The 15,322-nt window shown below is 61.6% G+C and carries 15 protein-coding genes (1 of these 15 cut by a window edge); 11 read left to right on the top strand and 4 right to left on the bottom strand.

From position 1 onward, the window contains the following. Together LOY31_RS03515 and LOY31_RS03510 are read right to left on the bottom strand one after the other, a co-directional pair. Positions 1–512 carry the start of a CoA-acylating methylmalonate-semialdehyde dehydrogenase gene (locus LOY31_RS03515; RefSeq protein WP_011332326.1) on the bottom strand. Its footprint begins 982 nt before the window's first position, so the window shows 512 of its 1,494 coding nt (coding positions 1–512); the start codon lies at positions 510–512; its stop codon lies off the left edge, out of view. 77 nt (positions 513–589) lie between these two features. Next, complete coding sequence (locus tag LOY31_RS03510) at positions 590–1,939, bottom strand: aspartate aminotransferase family protein (protein WP_221535683.1); 1,350 nt, start codon at positions 1,937–1,939, stop codon at positions 590–592. A 139-nt stretch (positions 1,940–2,078) separates the two neighbouring features. On the opposite strand from LOY31_RS03510, the gene LOY31_RS03505 reads away from it, so the two are divergent. The 6 genes from LOY31_RS03505 to LOY31_RS03480 all read left to right on the top strand — a co-directional run bounded on the left by LOY31_RS03505 (position 2,079) and on the right by LOY31_RS03480 (position 8,468). Beyond that, positions 2,079–2,999 (top strand): LysR family transcriptional regulator, encoded by a 921-nt coding sequence (locus LOY31_RS03505; protein WP_007958517.1) that lies wholly within the window; start codon positions 2,079–2,081, stop codon positions 2,997–2,999. Positions 3,000–3,094: 95 nt separating this feature from the next. Next, entirely contained in the window at positions 3,095–3,745 is a 651-nt protein-coding gene (locus tag LOY31_RS03500; RefSeq protein WP_221535684.1) for a TetR/AcrR family transcriptional regulator, read from the top strand. 8 nt (positions 3,746–3,753) lie between these two features. Then, on the top strand, positions 3,754–4,335 hold the full coding sequence (locus LOY31_RS03495) for a YigZ family protein (protein ID WP_221535685.1): 582 nt from the start codon (positions 3,754–3,756) through the stop codon (positions 4,333–4,335). A 537-nt stretch (positions 4,336–4,872) separates the two neighbouring features. Beyond that, a complete protein-coding gene (locus tag LOY31_RS03490) occupies positions 4,873–6,423 on the top strand; it encodes an ABC transporter ATP-binding protein (protein WP_221535686.1) in 1,551 nt (516 codons plus the stop codon). A gap of 12 nt (positions 6,424–6,435) precedes the next feature. Beyond that, positions 6,436–7,542, top strand: coding sequence for an ABC transporter permease (locus tag LOY31_RS03485; RefSeq protein WP_221535687.1), 1,107 nt, complete (start codon positions 6,436–6,438; stop codon positions 7,540–7,542). Continuing rightward, positions 7,542–8,468: an ABC transporter permease gene (locus tag LOY31_RS03480; RefSeq protein WP_129974076.1), complete on the top strand. Its 927-nt coding sequence runs from the start codon at positions 7,542–7,544 to the stop codon at positions 8,466–8,468. The genes LOY31_RS03485 and LOY31_RS03480 overlap by 1 nt, the downstream gene beginning before the upstream one ends. Here the strand turns inward: LOY31_RS03480 and LOY31_RS03475 are convergent. Then, on the bottom strand, positions 8,465–8,881 hold the full coding sequence (locus tag LOY31_RS03475) for a hypothetical protein (protein ID WP_258712834.1): 417 nt from the start codon (positions 8,879–8,881) through the stop codon (positions 8,465–8,467). The genes LOY31_RS03480 and LOY31_RS03475 overlap by 4 nt on opposite strands. Positions 8,882–8,964: 83 nt before the next feature. Between LOY31_RS03475 and LOY31_RS03470 the strand changes: the two genes are divergently transcribed. The 3 genes from LOY31_RS03470 (at position 8,965) to LOY31_RS03460 (ending at position 11,580) form a co-directional block, all read left to right on the top strand. After that, entirely contained in the window at positions 8,965–9,315 is a 351-nt protein-coding gene (locus LOY31_RS03470; RefSeq protein ID WP_064593282.1) for a MerR family transcriptional regulator, read from the top strand. A gap of 27 nt (positions 9,316–9,342) precedes the next feature. Next, the gene (locus LOY31_RS03465; RefSeq protein ID WP_258712833.1) at positions 9,343–10,038 is read left to right on the top strand and encodes an SDR family oxidoreductase; all 696 of its coding nucleotides are present in this window, start codon (positions 9,343–9,345) and stop codon (positions 10,036–10,038) included. Between the two features lie 183 nt (positions 10,039–10,221). Continuing rightward, a complete protein-coding gene (locus LOY31_RS03460) occupies positions 10,222–11,580 on the top strand; it encodes an 8-oxoguanine deaminase (RefSeq protein ID WP_258712832.1) in 1,359 nt (452 codons plus the stop codon). A gap of 138 nt (positions 11,581–11,718) precedes the next feature. On the opposite strand, the gene LOY31_RS03455 is transcribed toward LOY31_RS03460, so the two are convergent. Continuing rightward, on the bottom strand, positions 11,719–12,810 hold the full coding sequence (locus LOY31_RS03455) for a calcium:proton antiporter (RefSeq protein WP_085609260.1): 1,092 nt from the start codon (positions 12,808–12,810) through the stop codon (positions 11,719–11,721). Positions 12,811–13,097: 287 nt separating this feature from the next. Between LOY31_RS03455 and LOY31_RS03450 the strand changes: the two genes are divergently transcribed. After that, positions 13,098–14,171: a BMP family ABC transporter substrate-binding protein gene (locus LOY31_RS03450; protein ID WP_258712831.1), complete on the top strand. Its 1,074-nt coding sequence runs from the start codon at positions 13,098–13,100 to the stop codon at positions 14,169–14,171. 143 nt (positions 14,172–14,314) lie between these two features. Continuing rightward, positions 14,315–15,280, top strand: coding sequence for an isopenicillin N synthase family oxygenase (locus LOY31_RS03445; RefSeq protein WP_258712830.1), 966 nt, complete (start codon positions 14,315–14,317; stop codon positions 15,278–15,280). Positions 15,281–15,322 lie beyond the last annotated feature (42 nt).

Genomic DNA, 15,322 nt, shown 5'->3' with positions numbered 1-15,322 from the left:
AGGATGAAGCAGTTGCCGCAGACGATCGCCAGCGGATACATCCACAGCGGCACCATCGCCGGGAAGTTGAACGGCGTAATGCCGGCCACCACGCCCAGCGGCTGGAAGTCCGACCACGCATCAATGTTCGGGCCGACGTTGCGGCTGTACTCACCCTTGAGGATTTCCGGGGCTGCGCAGGCGAACTCGACGTTCTCGATACCGCGCTTCAGTTCACCGGCAGCGTCTTCCAGAGTCTTGCCGTGCTCTTCGCTGATCAATTGCGCGATGCGCGCTTCGTTCTGCTCCAGCAGTTGCTTGAAACGGAACATCACCTGAGCACGTTTGGCTGGTGGCGTGTTGCGCCAGGCCGGGAAAGCAGCCTTGGCGGCATCGATGGCGTGCTGGATAGTTTCGCGGCTGGCCAGCGGCAGCTTGTGGATAGCCTGACCGGTGGACGGGTTGAACACATCGACCGCGCGACCGTTCTCGGTCACCAGTTCGCCATTGATCAAATGCGGGATAACGCTCATCGGGAAACTCCTGAACTCTTGTGCGCAGACGCCCGCAAGGGGCGCCTGCTATTGGCGTATCTATATAGAAGGAAAAATCAGTCGAGCTTGTTCAGCACTTCGCCGACCGCGTCGAACAGACGATCAAGGTCCTGCGGCTTGCTGTTGAAGGTTGGGCCGAACTGCAGGGTGTCGCCGCCGAAGCGCACGTAGAACCCGGCTTTCCACAGCGCCATACCGGCTTCGAACGGACGCACGATGGCATCGCCATCACGGCCCGCGATCTGGATTGCACCGGCCAGGCCGTAGTTACGAATGTCGATGACGTTCTTCGCACCTTTCAGGCCATGCAGGGCATTTTCGAAATGTGGCGCGACTTCGGCCACGCTCTGCACGAGGTTTTCCTTTTGCAGCAGGTCGAGTGCCGCCAGGCCAGCGGCGCAAGCTACCGGGTGCGCCGAGTAGGTGTAGCCGTGCGGGAATTCCACGGCGTATTCCGGGGTCGGCTGGTTCATGAAGGTCTGGTAGATCTCGGAGCTGGCAATCACCGCGCCCATCGGGATCGCGCCGTTGGTGACTTGCTTGGCGATGCACATCAGGTCCGGGGTCACGCCGAAGGTGGTGGCGCCGAACATGGTGCCGGTCCGGCCGAAACCGGTGATCACTTCGTCGAACACCAGCAGGATGTTGTGCTGTTCGCAGATTTCACGCAGGCGCTTGAGGTAGCCCTGTGGCGGAACCAGCACGCCAGCGGAACCGGCCAGAGGCTCAACGAACACCGCAGCGATGTTCGAAGCATCGTGCAGCTCGATCAGCTTCAGCAGCTCATCGGCCAGTGCGATACCGCCCTGCTCCGGCATGCCACGGGAGAAAGCATTGCTCGCCAGCAGAGTGTGCGGCAGGTGATCGACGTCCATCATCGCCTGACCGAACAGCTTGCGGTTGCCGTTGACGCCACCGAGGCTGGTGCCGGCGATGTTCACACCGTGGTAACCACGGGCACGGCCGATCATCTTGGTCTTGGTCGACTGGCCTTTCAGGCGCCAGTAAGCGCGGACCATTTTCACCGCGGTATCGGCGCACTCGGAACCAGAGTCGGTGAAGAACACGTGATTCAGGTTGCCCGGTGTCAGGTCAGTGATTTTCTCAGCCAGTTGGAACGACAGCGGGTGGCCGTACTGGAAGCCCGGCGAGTAATCGAGGGTGCCCAACTGCTTGGCCACCGCTTCCTGGATTTCCTTGCGGGTATGCCCGGCGCCGCAGGTCCACAGACCGGACAGCGAGTCGTACACCTTGCGGCCCTTGTCGTCGATCAACCAGCTACCCTCGGCGCCGACGATCAGACGCGGGTCGCGCTGGAAGTTGCGGTTGGCGGTGTACGGCATCCAGTGCGCGTCCAGCTTCAGTTGGCTGGCCAGTGGCGACGACGCGTTTTCAGGCATGTTCATCGGGCAAAACCTCACAGGGCAATAAGCTTCAGAGAGATAGAAAGCGTTGTTGCAGCTAAATTGCCACGCGGATAAAGTCGGTGAAATTCAACTCTTCTAACCTTCAGTTAGAACTCTGCTAAACAATGAGAACAACAGCATGAGCAGCCGTCGCCCCGATCCACTGGCCCAGGTCAGTGACTTTGATATTCGCCTGCTGCGGATTTTTCGCAGCGTGGTGGAGTGCGGCGGCTTCTCGGCGGCGGAAACCGTGCTCGGCATCGGTCGCTCGGCGATCAGCCAACAGATGAGCGATCTGGAGCAACGCCTGGGCCTGCGTCTGTGCCAGCGCGGGCGCGCCGGTTTCTCCCTGACCGAAGAAGGTCGCGAGGTTTATCAATCGGCGTTGCAGCTACTAAGTGCGCTGGAAAGTTTCCGCACCGAGGTCAACGGCCTGCACCAGCACTTGCGCGGCGAGTTGATCATCGGCCTGACCGACAACCTCGTCACCCTGCCCCATATGCGCATCACCCACGCGCTCGCGCAGTTGAAGGAGCGCGGGCCGGACGTGCAGATCCAGATCCGCATGATCGCCCCCAACGAAGTCGAACAAGGCGTGCTCGACGGCCGCCTGCATGTCGGCGTGGTGCCGCAGGCCAGTGCGTTGTCGGGACTGGAATATCAGCCGCTGTACAGCGAACGTTCGTTGCTTTATTGCGCGGTGGGTCATCCGCTGTTTTACGTCGACGATAAACAGCTGGATGACGAGCGCCTCAACAGTCAGGACGCCATCGCCCCGACCTTCCGTTTGCCGGCGGAGATCCAGGCGCACTATCAAGCCCTCAATTGCACCGCCAGCGCTTCCGACCGTGAAGGCATGGCGTTCCTGATTCTGACCGGACGTTACATCGGCTATTTGCCCGATCACTACGCCAGTCTCTGGGTACAACAAGGTCGCTTGCGCGCACTCAAGGCCAGCACCCGTTTCTATGATTTGAGCCTGGCCTCGGTCACCCGCAAGGGTCGCCGCCCTCATCTGGTACTGGAAAGCTTTCTCGAAAGCCTCGCCGCCACCCGCTGACGACCGGGGTTTTATTCGCCCGGGGCTTGTCCCGCGCCGGTGGTTGCGCTATCAACGCAACTGGTTGCACCCCACAGACAAACCCGGAAGTGCCTATGACCTTTGAAGTCCCCGCTCACGGCGGCAAACCTGCCAGCCGCATTCGTCAGAAGAACGAAGAGACCATCATCAAAGCCGCCGAAGACGAGTTCGCCCGTCACGGGTACAAAGGCACGAGCATGAACACCATCGCCACCAAGGCCGGACTGCCCAAGGCGAATCTGCATTACTACTTCACCAACAAACTGGGACTGTACGTGGCGGTGCTGAGCAACATCCTTCAATTGTGGGACAGCACCTTCAACTCCCTCACGGCCGAGGACGATCCGGCCGAAGCGCTGACCCGCTACATCCGCGCGAAAATGGAATTTTCCCGTCGCCAGCCGCAAGCGTCGCGAATCTTCGCGATGGAAGTGATCAGCGGCGGCGAATGCCTGACCGAATATTTCAACCAGGATTACCGCGCCTGGTTCCAGGGCCGCGCCGGCGTGTTCCAGGCCTGGATCGACGCGGGCAAGATGGACCCGGTCGACCCGGTGCACTTGATCTTCCTGTTGTGGGGCAGCACCCAGCATTACGCCGACTTCGCCACCCAGATCTGCCGGGTGACCGGTCGCAGCAAGTTGACCAAACAGGACATGGAAGACGCCGGCAACAATCTGATCCGCATCATTCTCAAAGGCTGCGGCCTCACTTCTTCTATATAAGTCGTTTTATGCCATTCACCCTCAGCGGCTTTTGCGAATTCCGCGAAGAGATTCGCAAAAGCCGTTTCATCACCTTCGCCGCGCCGATCGGCAGCCCTGCCGAGGCGCAAGCCTTCATCGAGCAGCACAGCGACTTGAACGCTTCGCACAATTGCTGGGCGTGGAAGCTCGGCGACCAGTACCGCAGCAACGACGACGGCGAACCCGGTGGCACTGCCGGGCGGCCGATTCTCGCGGCCATCGAGGCGCAGGACTGCGATCAGGTCGCGGTGCTGGTGATCCGTTGGTACGGCGGCATTCAACTGGGCACCGGCGGTCTGGCCCGGGCCTATGGCGGCGGCGCCAACAAATGTCTGCAAGCCGCGCCGAAGATCGAGTTGATCAGTCGCGTGCCCGTGCGTTGCGCCTGCGCTTTCAGTGAACTGGCGCTGGTGAAGCTGCGGGTCGCGGATCTGGGCGGATTGGTGGTGGAGGAAAACTTCACCGCCAATGGTGTCGAGCTGCAACTGGCCGTGGGCGAAGCGCACATCGAGCAGTTGCAGAATCAGCTGGCCGACCTGAGCCGTGGGCGAATCCTGCTGCAACGTTGAAGCCCCGCCATGTTTTGGGGCACCAGCCCGTTTGCTTATGCCCGAGACTTGCCCACATCCGCTGTGCACCCGGCTGTGGATAACCTGAGCACAGGATGCTGTAACCCTTCTGTCACGTGGCTTTGCGGGATTTGTTCACTTTTCGTCCAATCGCCCACCACAACAAATAATTTCACGTAAAAACAATCGCTTAGCGTCGTTTATCGCCTTTAGAAGAAAGCCCACCAGTGCTTATGCCCGGGATTTTGTCTTGCGCACAAATACTGTGGAGCAACCTGTGGATAAGCCGTTCATGGCTGGCGCAGTCGCAGGTTCTGCATGGCTTCGACGAGGTTGCTCGTTTTTTGATCAGCCAAGCGCGGGCAAAACTGGAGCCTGATCAAGGGCTTTGCCCTCAAGTGGTGCCGCGCAAGACGTCGAATTCATTTCAAAGGCTCTACGCCACAGGCTGGCAAACAGCGGCTGCCTGCGTTCCTGACTCAATGGCCAGGAAATTGCTTTATCCACAGGCACAACTCCAAGCGACCCGAGCCTGTCATGCCAAACCCCACGTCCACACCGCGCCTGCAACTGCGCCACATCAGCAAACGTTATCCCGGTTGCCTCGCCAATGACGCCATCGACCTGAGCATCGCCCCCGGTGAAATCCACGCGCTGCTCGGTGAAAACGGCGCGGGTAAAAGCACGTTGATGAAGATCATCTACGGCGTCACCCAGGCCGATTCGGGCGAGATGCTGTGGCAGGGTCAACCGGTGAACATGCGCAACCCGGCCCAGGCGCGGGAGTTGGGCATCGGCATGGTGTTCCAGCATTTCTCGCTGTTCGAGACCCTGAGCGTGGCGCAAAACATCGCACTGGCGATGGGCGCAGGAGCCGGTTCGCCGAAACAGCTTGAGGGGAAAATCCGTGAAGTGTCGCGCCGATATGGCATGGCGCTGGAACCCCAGCGACTTGTCCACAGCCTGTCGATCGGCGAGCGGCAACGGGTCGAGATCGTTCGTTGCCTGATGCAGGACATTCGCCTGCTGATTCTCGATGAGCCAACCTCGGTGCTCACGCCGCAGGAAGCCGACGAGCTGTTCATCACCCTCCGCCGGCTCGCGGCTGAGGGCTGCAGCATTCTGTTCATCAGCCACAAACTCGGCGAGGTGCGCGCCTTGTGTCACAGCGCCACAGTTCTGCGCGGCGGTCGGGTGGCCGGCCATTGCGTGCCGGCCGACTGTACTGATCGGCAACTGGCGCAATTGATGGTCGGAGAAGCCGTGACATTGATCGGCGAGTTCACGAAGGTCACCGGTGGCGCGGCGTTTTTGCAGGTCAGCGGTCTGAACTGGCACAACCCGGATCCGTTCGGCTGCTCCCTGAGCGACATCGACCTGCAGGTGCGCAGCGGTGAAATCGTCGGCATCGCCGGCGTGGCAGGCAACGGACAGGACGAGTTACTGGCCTTGCTCAGCGGCGAACAGACACTGCCCCGCGATGCAGCGGCAACCATCCGTTTCCGAGAACACGCCGTCGCCGATCAGCGACCGGATGCGCGACGCAAACTCGGCCTGGCGTTCGTCCCCGCCGAACGCCTCGGGCATGGCGCGGTGCCGGACATGAGTCTGGCGGACAACGCCCTGCTCACCGCTTTTCAACAAGGCCTGGTCAGCCACGGCTTGATCGAGCGCGGCAAGGTCGAAACCCTCGCCCGAACGATCATCCAGCGCTTCGGCGTGAAAACCCCGGACACCCACACCGCCGCCCGCAGCCTGTCCGGTGGCAACCTGCAGAAATTCATCCTCGGCCGGGAAATCCTCCAGCAACCGAAACTGCTGATCGCCGCGCACCCGACCTGGGGCGTGGATGTCGGCGCGGCGGCCACCATCCACCGGGCGCTGATTGCCCTGCGCGATGCCGGGGCGGCGATTCTGGTGATCTCCGAAGACCTCGACGAACTGTTCCAGATCAGCGACCGCCTCGGCGCGCTGTGCAGCGGGCGCCTGTCGGCGTTGCAGGACACGGCGCAAACCCGCCTCAGCGACGTCGGCGGCTGGATGGCCGGCCAGTTCGACACCCCTCAATCACAACCGGCCACGGTTTAACGGAGTTTTCCCATGTTGCTTTCCCTCGAACCCCGTGGCCGGCAATCGCGCCTGATGCTGTGGTGCTCGCCGGTGCTGGCGGCGTCGCTGACGCTGGTCTGCGGATCTTTGCTGTTCGTCGCCCTTGGCCACGATCCGCTGAAGACTTTGCACACCTTGCTGATCGCCCCGGTCAGCGATCTGTATGGAGTCTCCGAACTTCTGGTCAAAACCCTGCCGATCCTGTTGTGTGCGTTGGGCCTCGCAGTGGCCTATCAGGCGCGGATCTGGAACATCGGCGCCGAAGGCCAGTTACTGCTCGGCGCCCTTGCCGGCAGTGCGCTGGCGGTAAATATCATCGATATGCAAAGCCGCTGGGCGCTGGTGCTGATCCTGCTCACCGGCACCCTCGCCGGCGCCGCGTGGGCCGGGCTCACCGCCTGGTTGCGCACACGCTTCAACGCCAACGAAATCCTCACCAGCATCATGCTCAATTACATCGCGCTGAACCTGCTGCTGTTCTGCGTGCACGGGCCGCTGAAAGATCCGGCCGGATTCAATTTCCCCGAGTCGGCGATGTTCAGCGATGCCAGCCGCCTGCCGCTGTTGATGGAGGACGGTCGGGCGCACATCGGCGTGTATTTCGCCTTGCTCGCGCTGGTCGCGGTGTGGGTGTTGCTGCAGAAAAGCTTCGTCGGTTTCCAGATCAAAGTGTTGGGGCTGGACAAACGTGCGGCAGGATTCGTCGGGTTTCGCGAGAAGCGTCTGATCTGGCTCGCCCTGTTGATCAGCGGTGGATTGGCCGGGCTCGCCGGTGTCTGCGAAGTCACCGGGCCGATCGGCCAACTGGTGCCGCAAGTCTCGCCGGGCTACGGCTATGCGGCGATCACCGTGGCATTTCTCGGGCGGCTCAATCCCATCGGCATTCTGTTTTCCAGCCTGTTGATGGCGCTGCTGTACATCGGTGGCGAGAGCGCGCAGATGACGCTGAATCTGCCGCAGGCGATCACCCAGTTGTTCCAGGGAATGATGCTGTTTTTCCTGCTGGCCTGTGACGTGCTGATCCTCTATCGGCCACGCCTGAACCTGCGCTGGGTGCGGCGCACTTCTACCACTGCCGTAACCGCCGGAGCGCTGTGATGGATATCGATCTGCTGAGCAATATTTTCTACGCCATGGTGCGCTGCGGTACGCCACTACTCTTGGTGGCGCTGGGTGAATTGATCTGCGAGAAGAGCGGCGTACTCAACCTCGGCCAGGAAGGGATGATGCTGTTTGGCGCGGTGATCGGTTTCATCGTCGCGTTCAACAGCGGCAATCTGTGGCTAGGCGTAGTGTTGGCGATGCTCGCCGGGATGCTGTTGTCGTCGCTGTTTGCCCTGGTGGCGCTGGTGTTCAACGCCAATCAGGTGGCAACCGGTCTGGCGCTGACGATTTTTGGTGTGGGCCTGTCGACCTTTGTCGGCGCAGCGTGGGTCGGCAAACCGCTGGCGGGATTCGAGCCGCTGGCGATTCCTTACTTGAGCGAAATCCCACTGATTGGGCGGATGCTGTTTGCCCAGGATCTGCTGGTGTACCTGTCGTTCGCGCTGTTTGCGCTGGTGGCGTGGGTGATCGTGAAAAGCCGTGTCGGGCTGATCATTCAAGCGGTCGGCGAGAATCCTGATGCGGCCAGTGCCATGGGCCTGCCGGTGCTGACCGTGCGCACACTGGCGGTGCTGTTCGGCGGGGCGATGGCCGGGCTGGCCGGGGCTTATCTGTCGCTGGCGTATACGCCGATGTGGGCCGAGAACATGACCGCCGGACGCGGCTGGATCGCGCTGGCGCTGGTGGTGTTCGCCAGTTGGCGGGTGTGGCGGTTGTTGCTCGGTGCGTATCTGTTCGGACTCGCCAGCATCCTGCACTTGGTGGCGCAGGGGTTGGGGCTGGCGATTCCTTCGAGTCTGCTGGCGATGCTGCCGTATGTCGCGACGATTCTGGTGCTGGTGTTGTTGTCGCGGGATGCGCTGCGTACGCGGTTGTATGCGCCGGTGTCACTGGGGCAGCCGTGGCAGGCCGGGCGCTAAGCCGTTACGGCTCGCGACAGCGGCCGAACCGGCAACGCCTGAGCAATGCCCCACGCCAGTTCGAAGACCAGGAAACCCACCAGCAACGAACTGGCGCCGTGGGCCAGGGCATACGTCATCCACGCGGCGAACAGAAACCGCGTCACCGCGTCATAGCGCCCATAAACCGGCTGCGGATCACGAATCCGCAGCACCGCCCACATGCACACCACCGAACCGAACAAATTGGCTATCAGCAGATGCGCAGATTCGAACGGCGGCAGCTCGCCGGGCAGTTCCAGCGCCTGGCTCAGCGCCGTCAGCAACCCATGCAACACAGCAAAACTCCACGGCGTGACAAACGCCGCCGTCACGATCAAGTCATACCAGGCACTGCCGCGCACCAACTGCCGATACTGCGTTGAAGTCCACATCATCCTTGCTCCAAAATTTCAGGGAGCAACCACGGTAAAGCCTGGAGTATGCTCCAGGGTCAAACACTTTCGAGACCTGCAAGATGCGCATCGGTGAGTTGGCCCAGGCCTGCGATGTCAGCCGTGACACGCTGCGTTTTTACGAGGAGCGCGGATTGATCGCGGCGCAACGCAGCGCCAACGGTTATCGCGACTATCCGCCGGAGATGGTGCAATTGGTGCTCTACATCAAGACTGCGCAGCGTCTGGGCTTTACTCTCGGCGAGATCGGCAGCAGCGTTGGCGCGCTGTGGCAATCGCCAAATCCCGACACCACCGTCACGCAACTGCTGCAAGACAAACTCAAGCTGGTCGAAACCCGCATGGCCGAGCTCGGTGAGTTGCGCCAGGAGTTGCAGCATCGGCTCGGTCAACGCTGTCCATTGAACCCGTGATCTTTCAACTTTCAAGGAAAGCCAATCATGTCCGCACTTAATCCTGCCAAGCACGCACTGATCATCGGCGCCTCCCGGGGCCTGGGCCTGGGCCTGGTGAAAACCCTGCTGGCCGACGGCTGGCGAGTCACTGCCACGGTTCGCAATCCTGCGAACGCCGAGGCGCTGAAAGCACTGGGCAACGTACAGATCGAAAAACTCGACATGGACGACCAGCAAGCCGTGATCGCCCTGAGTCAGCAGCTCAAGGGCGAGACCTTTGACCTGCTGTTCGTCAACGCCGGAGTCAAAGGCCCTGACGTGCAAACCCCGGGCGGCGCGACGCTGGCGGAAGTCGGCCAACTGTTCTTCACCAACGCCGTGGCGCCGATCAATCTGGCCCAGCGCTTCGTCGGGCAGATCCGCGACGGCAGCGGCGTGCTGGCGTTCATGAGTTCGGTGCTCGGCAGCGTGACCATGCCCGACGCGCCGGAGCTGGCGCTGTACAAGGCCAGCAAGGCGGCGCTGAACTCGATGACCAACAGCTTCGTCACTCAGTTGGGCGATCAGAAACTCACGGTGCTGTCGTTGCATCCGGGCTGGGTGAAAACCGATATGGGCGGCGAAGGTGCCGACATCGACGTGGAGACCAGCACCCGTGGCCTGGTGGATCAGGTGGACGCGTTTGCCGGCAAGGGCGGCCATCACTTCGTGAACTACAAGGGTGAAACCATTCCCTGGTAATCACTGAACCCTGTGGGCGCTCGCTCCCACAGGGTTATCCCGGTGTCTGGTCGGGTTGGGCTTGCCCGTCGCAACATTTTGTTCGAAACTCCGCACCTCGTCCTTCGCGGCGACCCTGGATCAGCAGACAGGGCAACACTGAGCTGGCAACCCTGAACCCAACTTTCAGAGGAGCCGGCCACAATGCCTGCGACCCGTATCTGGTTAAAAAATCCCCTCGCCATTTTCACGGCCAACGGTCTCGATGCCCGTGGCGGTCTGGTGCTGCAAGACGGTGTGATCACCGAAGTGCTCGGCGCCGGCCAGCAACCTTCCGCACCATGCAATGAAGTGTTCGACGCTCGTGAGCACGTGATCCTGCCGGGCCTGATCAACACCCATCACCACTTCTATCAGACCCTGACCCGCGCCTGGGCGCCGGTGGTCAATCAGCCGTTGTTCCCGTGGCTGAAAACCCTGTACCCGGTCTGGGCGCGCCTGACGCCGGAAAAACTCGCCCTCGCCACCAAAGTCGCGCTGGCCGAGTTGCTGTTGTCGGGTTGCACCACCGCTGCCGACCACCATTACCTGTTCCCGGATGGCCTGGAAAACGCCATCGACGTGCAAGTCGAAACCGTGCGCGAACTGGGCATGCGCGCCATGCTCACCCGCGGTTCGATGAGCCTCGGCGAGAAGGACGGCGGCCTGCCTCCGCAGCAGACCGTGCAGGAAGGCCAGGTGATTCTCGACGACAGCCAGCGGCTGATTCACGAGTACCACGAACGTGGTGACGGCGCGCAAATCCAGATCGCTCTGGCACCGTGCTCGCCGTTCTCGGTGACCCCGGAAATCATGTCCGCCAGCGCCGAACTGGCGAACAAACTCGATGTGCGTCTGCACACTCACCTTGCCGAAACCCTCGACGAAGAAGACTTCTGCCTGCAACGCTTCGGCCTGCGCACCGTGGATTATCTGGACAGCGTCGGCTGGCTCGGCCCACGCACCTGGCTGGCCCACGGCATCCATTTCAACCCCGACGAAATCGCCCGCCTCGGCGCGGCCGGCACCGGCATCTGCCATTGCCCGAGCTCGAACATGCGCCTGGCGTCCGGCATCTGCCCGAGCATCGATCTGACCGATGCCGGCGCGTTGTTCGGCATCGGTGTGGATGGTTCGGCGTCCAACGATGCGTCGAACATGATCCTCGAAGCACGTCAGGCCCTGTACATCCAGCGCCTGCGTTATGGCGCCGAAAAGATCACCCCGGAGCGTGTGCTCGGCTGGGCGACCAAGGGTTCGGCGAGCCTGTTGGGTCGCACCGATATCGGCGAACTGGCGGTGGGCAAGCAGGCGGATCTGGCGTTGTTCAAGCTCGATGAGTTGCGCTTCTCCGGCAGCCATGACCCGATCTCGGCGTTGCTGTTGTGCGGCGCGGATCGTGCGGATCGCGTGATGGTCGGCGGCAAGTGGCGTGTGGTTGACGGGCAGGTTGAAGGCCTGGATCTCAAAGGCCTGATTGCCGATCACAGCCAGGCGGCTCGACAGTTGATCGCGGGCACCTGATCTCCCCCGCTCTGATCGTTCCCACGCTCCGCGTGGGAATGCATACCGGGACGCTCTGCGTCCCAGCGTAGGACGCGGAGCGTCCTTTGCGGCATTCCCACGCAGAGCGTGGGAACGATCTGTCGGTGCTGTTCGCTCTCAGAGGCCCAGCAGCGACAACATGATGAACGTCGCAAACAGCACAAAGTGGGTCATGCCCTCGATGGCATTGGTCTCCCCGTCATTGAGGTTGATCGCGCTGACGATCAGCGTGATGAAGATCATCACCGTCTGCACCGGCGTCATCGCCATCTGAAACGGTTGCCCCGTATAGAGCGCCATCGCTTCCATCACCGGCACCGTCAAAATCACCGTCGACAACGAAGCGCCCATTGCAATGTTGACCACCGACTGCATCCGGTTGGCCAACGCCGCGCGCAACGCGGTCAGAATCTCCGGCGCTGCCGAAATCGCCGCCACCAGAATCGCCGTGATCACCGGCGGTGCGCCCGTCCCTTCCAGGCCCAGATCGAGGGTCTTGGACATCACCTCGGCCAGTGCGCCGATCACCACCACGCCGAACACCAGAATGCCGATCGACAGCGCCAGGCTGACCGGTTTCGGCTCTTCTTCCACAGGCTCTTTCTTGCGGCGTTTGTCCGGGTAGCTGTAGCTGAAAAAGTAGCTGTGCGGGCCGACCTGCATGCGCAGGAACAACGCATAAAGCACCACCATCGCGCCGATGGTGAACGCCGAATAGATTTTCCAGTTGGCCTCGGGAATGAACTCCGGCACCACCATCGACACGCCCATGGCGGTGAGGATCATCACGCTGTAACTGCGGGCCGAGTCGTCGTTGTAGGACTGCTCACCATGCTTGATCCCGCCCATCAATGCGGCGAGGCCGAGGATGCCGTTGATGTCGAGCATCACCGCCGAATAGATCGTGTCGCGCACCAGCGTCGGCGAGGCTTCGTTGCTCATCATGATCGCCAGGATCACCACTTCCACCAGCACGGCGGCCAGGGTAAGGATCATCGTGCCGTACGGGTCGCCGACTTTTTCCGCAAGCAATTCGGCCTGATGGGCGACGCGCATCGAGGCGGCGACGATGAACGCGATCAGCACCAGCCCGGCCGTCAGCGCGACGATCTGGCCGCTGTGCAGCAACCAGTGCTCCAGCGGATACGCGACAAAAGCCGCGATCAGGGCCAGCAGCAGAAAGCTTTCTTGCTTGAGAATCGTGAGCATGGCGGGCCTTTTGGCGCAGGGGTTCGAATGAGCTACTGACTGCGGGGCGGCGCTAATGGTTCGTTACACCTTAGCGCACCAGTGGATGGCGTCCGTGTACGGGCATGCACTTTTTTCGGCCCGGCCGGCCTCATCGCGAGCAAGCTCGCTCCCACAGGGATCGCGGTGCTTTTGTGGGAGCGAGCTTGCTCGCGAAGGTCTCGCCGCGATTTCGACTCGATTTGTTGTCCGCTTGGTCAGTCTTTTGCATTGCCCTCCCCACACACAACAAAAGGGAGTTCGCGTTCATGCAAAAACGTCCACTGCAAACACTGCTGTGCATCGCCATGGGCCTTGGCCTCAGCCTGAGCGCCAGTGCCGCCGATCCACTGAAAGTCGGCTTCGTCTACATCGGCCCCATCGGCGACCACGGCTGGACGTATCAGCATGAACAGGGGCGCAAGGCGCTGGCGGAAAAACTCGGCACGCAGATCACCACCAACTACGTGGAGAACGTCGCCGAGGGCGCCGATGCCGAGCGGGTGATCCGCAACATGGCCAAGGACAAGTACGACCTGATCTTCACCACCTCTTTCGGCTACATGAACCCAACGGTGAAAGTCGCCAAACAGTTTCCCAAGGTGACCTTCGAACACGCCACCGGCTACAAGCAGGACAAGAACCTCGGCACCTATCTCGCGCGCACCTACGAGGGGCGTTACGTCGGTGGTTTCCTCGCGGCGAAGATGACCAAGACCAAAAAGATCGGCTACGTCGCCTCGTTCCCGATCCCGGAAGTGATCCGCGACATCAACGCGATCCAGCTGGCCCTGAACAAGTACAACCCCGGCACCGAGATAAAAGTGGTGTGGGTCAACTCGTGGTTCGATCCGGGCAAGGAGGCCGACGCGGCCAACGCGCTGATCGATCAGGGCGTGGACGTGGTGTTCCAGCACACCGACAGCCCGGCGCCGATCCAGGCCGCCGAACGACGTGGTGTCTATGCCGTGGGCTACGCTTCGGACATGGCGCACTTCGGCCCGAAAGCGGTGCTGACTTCAATCGTCAACGACTGGGCGCCGCACTACATTCAGGCGACCCAGAGCGTGATCGACCACACCTGGAAATCCCAGGACTACTGGGGCGGGTTGAAGGAAGGCACGGTCGAACTGCCGATCAGCGACCTGGTGCCGGCACCGGTGAAGGCCGAAGCCGAGCAGATCATCGCCGACATCAAGAGCGGCGCTTTGCAACCGTTCACCGGGCCGATCAAGGATCAGGCCGGCGTCGAGAAAATCCCGGCGGGGGTCAGCGCGACCAATGCGGAACTGGCGTCGATGAATTACTACGTCGAAGGCATGAAGGCCGAGATGCCGAAGTAATCCCGGCCCCACCACCATTCCCTTGTGGGAGCGGGCTTGCTCGCGAAAGCGTTTTATCAGGCAACTCATGTATCAACTGATACGACGCCTTCGCGAGCAAGCCCGCTCCCACAGTTGGATCTCTGCGTATTCAAGGATTGTGCATGAACAGCCTTCCGATCATCGACATCTCGCCGCTCTACTCCGCCGACCAGAACGCCTGGCCCGCCGTCGCCGAACAGATCGACCACGCCTGCCGCGAATGGGGCTTCTTCTATATCAAGGGTCACCCGATTTCTGCACAGCGCATCGGATCCCTGCTCGATCACGCACAGCGCTTCTTTGCGCAACCGGCAGAAGAAAAACTCAAGATCGACATCACCCAGACTGTCCATCACCGCGGCTACGGCGCCATCGCCACCGAACAGCTCGACCCGGACAAACCCAGCGACCTCAAGGAAACCTTCGACATGGGCCTGAACCTGCCGGCCGATCATCCCGAGGTGCTGGCGGAAAAACCCTTGCGTGGCCCCAACCGTCATCCGGCCATTCCCGGCTGGGAAGCGCTGATGGAGCAGCATTACCTCGACATGCAGGCACTCGCGCAAACCCTGTTGCGGGCCATGACGTTAGCGCTGGGCATCGAGCGCGACTTCTTCGACACGCGCTTCAACGAGCCGGTCAGCGTGCTGCGAATGATCCATTACCCGCCGCGCCACACCGCCAGTTCCGCCGAGCAGCAAGGTGCCGGCGCGCACACCGATTACGGCTGCATCACTTTGTTGTATCAGGACACCGCCGGCGGCTTGCAGGTGAAAAACGTCAAAGGCCAGTGGATCGACGCACCGCCCATCGACGGCACCTTCGTGGTCAACCTCGGCGACATGATGGCGCGCTGGAGCAATGACCGATATCGCTCGACCCCACATCGGGTCATCAGCCCGCTCGGCGTGGATCGCTACTCGATGCCGTTCTTCGCCGAGCCGCACCCGGACACCCGTATCGAGTGCCTGCCCGGTTGCCAGGACGCACACCATCCGGCGAAATATCCGACCACCACCTGCGCCGAATTCCTGCTGTCGCGCTTCGCCGATACCTACGCCTATCGACGGGAGCAAGAAGCGGTGTGATGGATCGGTTGGTCAGGTTTTGCCAATTGTTTCGGCGGGCAT

This window comes from Pseudomonas sp. B21-021 (assembly GCF_024749205.1).
Classification (GTDB): domain Bacteria; phylum Pseudomonadota; class Gammaproteobacteria; order Pseudomonadales; family Pseudomonadaceae; genus Aquipseudomonas; species Aquipseudomonas paraglycinae.
This window is presented reverse-complemented; position numbering and strand designations above follow the sequence as displayed.

Excerpts from the sequence above, each read along its gene's own strand:
- LOY31_RS03470 (WP_064593282.1), top strand. The coding sequence starts at position 8,965 with ATGCGCATCGGTGAGTTGGCCCAGGCCTGCGATGTCAGCCGTGACACG.
- LOY31_RS03485 (WP_221535687.1), top strand. The coding sequence starts at position 6,436 with ATGTTGCTTTCCCTCGAACCCCGTGGCCGGCAATCGCGCCTGATGCTG.
- LOY31_RS03500 (WP_221535684.1), top strand. The coding sequence starts at position 3,095 with ATGACCTTTGAAGTCCCCGCTCACGGCGGCAAACCTGCCAGCCGCATT.
- LOY31_RS03445 (WP_258712830.1), top strand. The coding sequence starts at position 14,315 with ATGAACAGCCTTCCGATCATCGACATCTCGCCGCTCTACTCCGCCGAC.
- LOY31_RS03505 (WP_007958517.1), top strand. The coding sequence starts at position 2,079 with ATGAGCAGCCGTCGCCCCGATCCACTGGCCCAGGTCAGTGACTTTGAT.
- LOY31_RS03450 (WP_258712831.1), top strand. The coding sequence starts at position 13,098 with ATGCAAAAACGTCCACTGCAAACACTGCTGTGCATCGCCATGGGCCTT.
- LOY31_RS03475 (WP_258712834.1), bottom strand. The coding sequence starts at position 8,881 with ATGTGGACTTCAACGCAGTATCGGCAGTTGGTGCGCGGCAGTGCCTGG.
- LOY31_RS03490 (WP_221535686.1), top strand. The coding sequence starts at position 4,873 with ATGCCAAACCCCACGTCCACACCGCGCCTGCAACTGCGCCACATCAGC.
- LOY31_RS03465 (WP_258712833.1), top strand. The coding sequence starts at position 9,343 with ATGTCCGCACTTAATCCTGCCAAGCACGCACTGATCATCGGCGCCTCC.
- LOY31_RS03510 (WP_221535683.1), bottom strand. The coding sequence starts at position 1,939 with ATGAACATGCCTGAAAACGCGTCGTCGCCACTGGCCAGCCAACTGAAG.
- LOY31_RS03480 (WP_129974076.1), top strand. The coding sequence starts at position 7,542 with ATGGATATCGATCTGCTGAGCAATATTTTCTACGCCATGGTGCGCTGC.
- LOY31_RS03460 (WP_258712832.1), top strand. The coding sequence starts at position 10,222 with ATGCCTGCGACCCGTATCTGGTTAAAAAATCCCCTCGCCATTTTCACG.
- LOY31_RS03495 (WP_221535685.1), top strand. The coding sequence starts at position 3,754 with ATGCCATTCACCCTCAGCGGCTTTTGCGAATTCCGCGAAGAGATTCGC.
- LOY31_RS03455 (WP_085609260.1), bottom strand. The coding sequence starts at position 12,810 with ATGCTCACGATTCTCAAGCAAGAAAGCTTTCTGCTGCTGGCCCTGATC.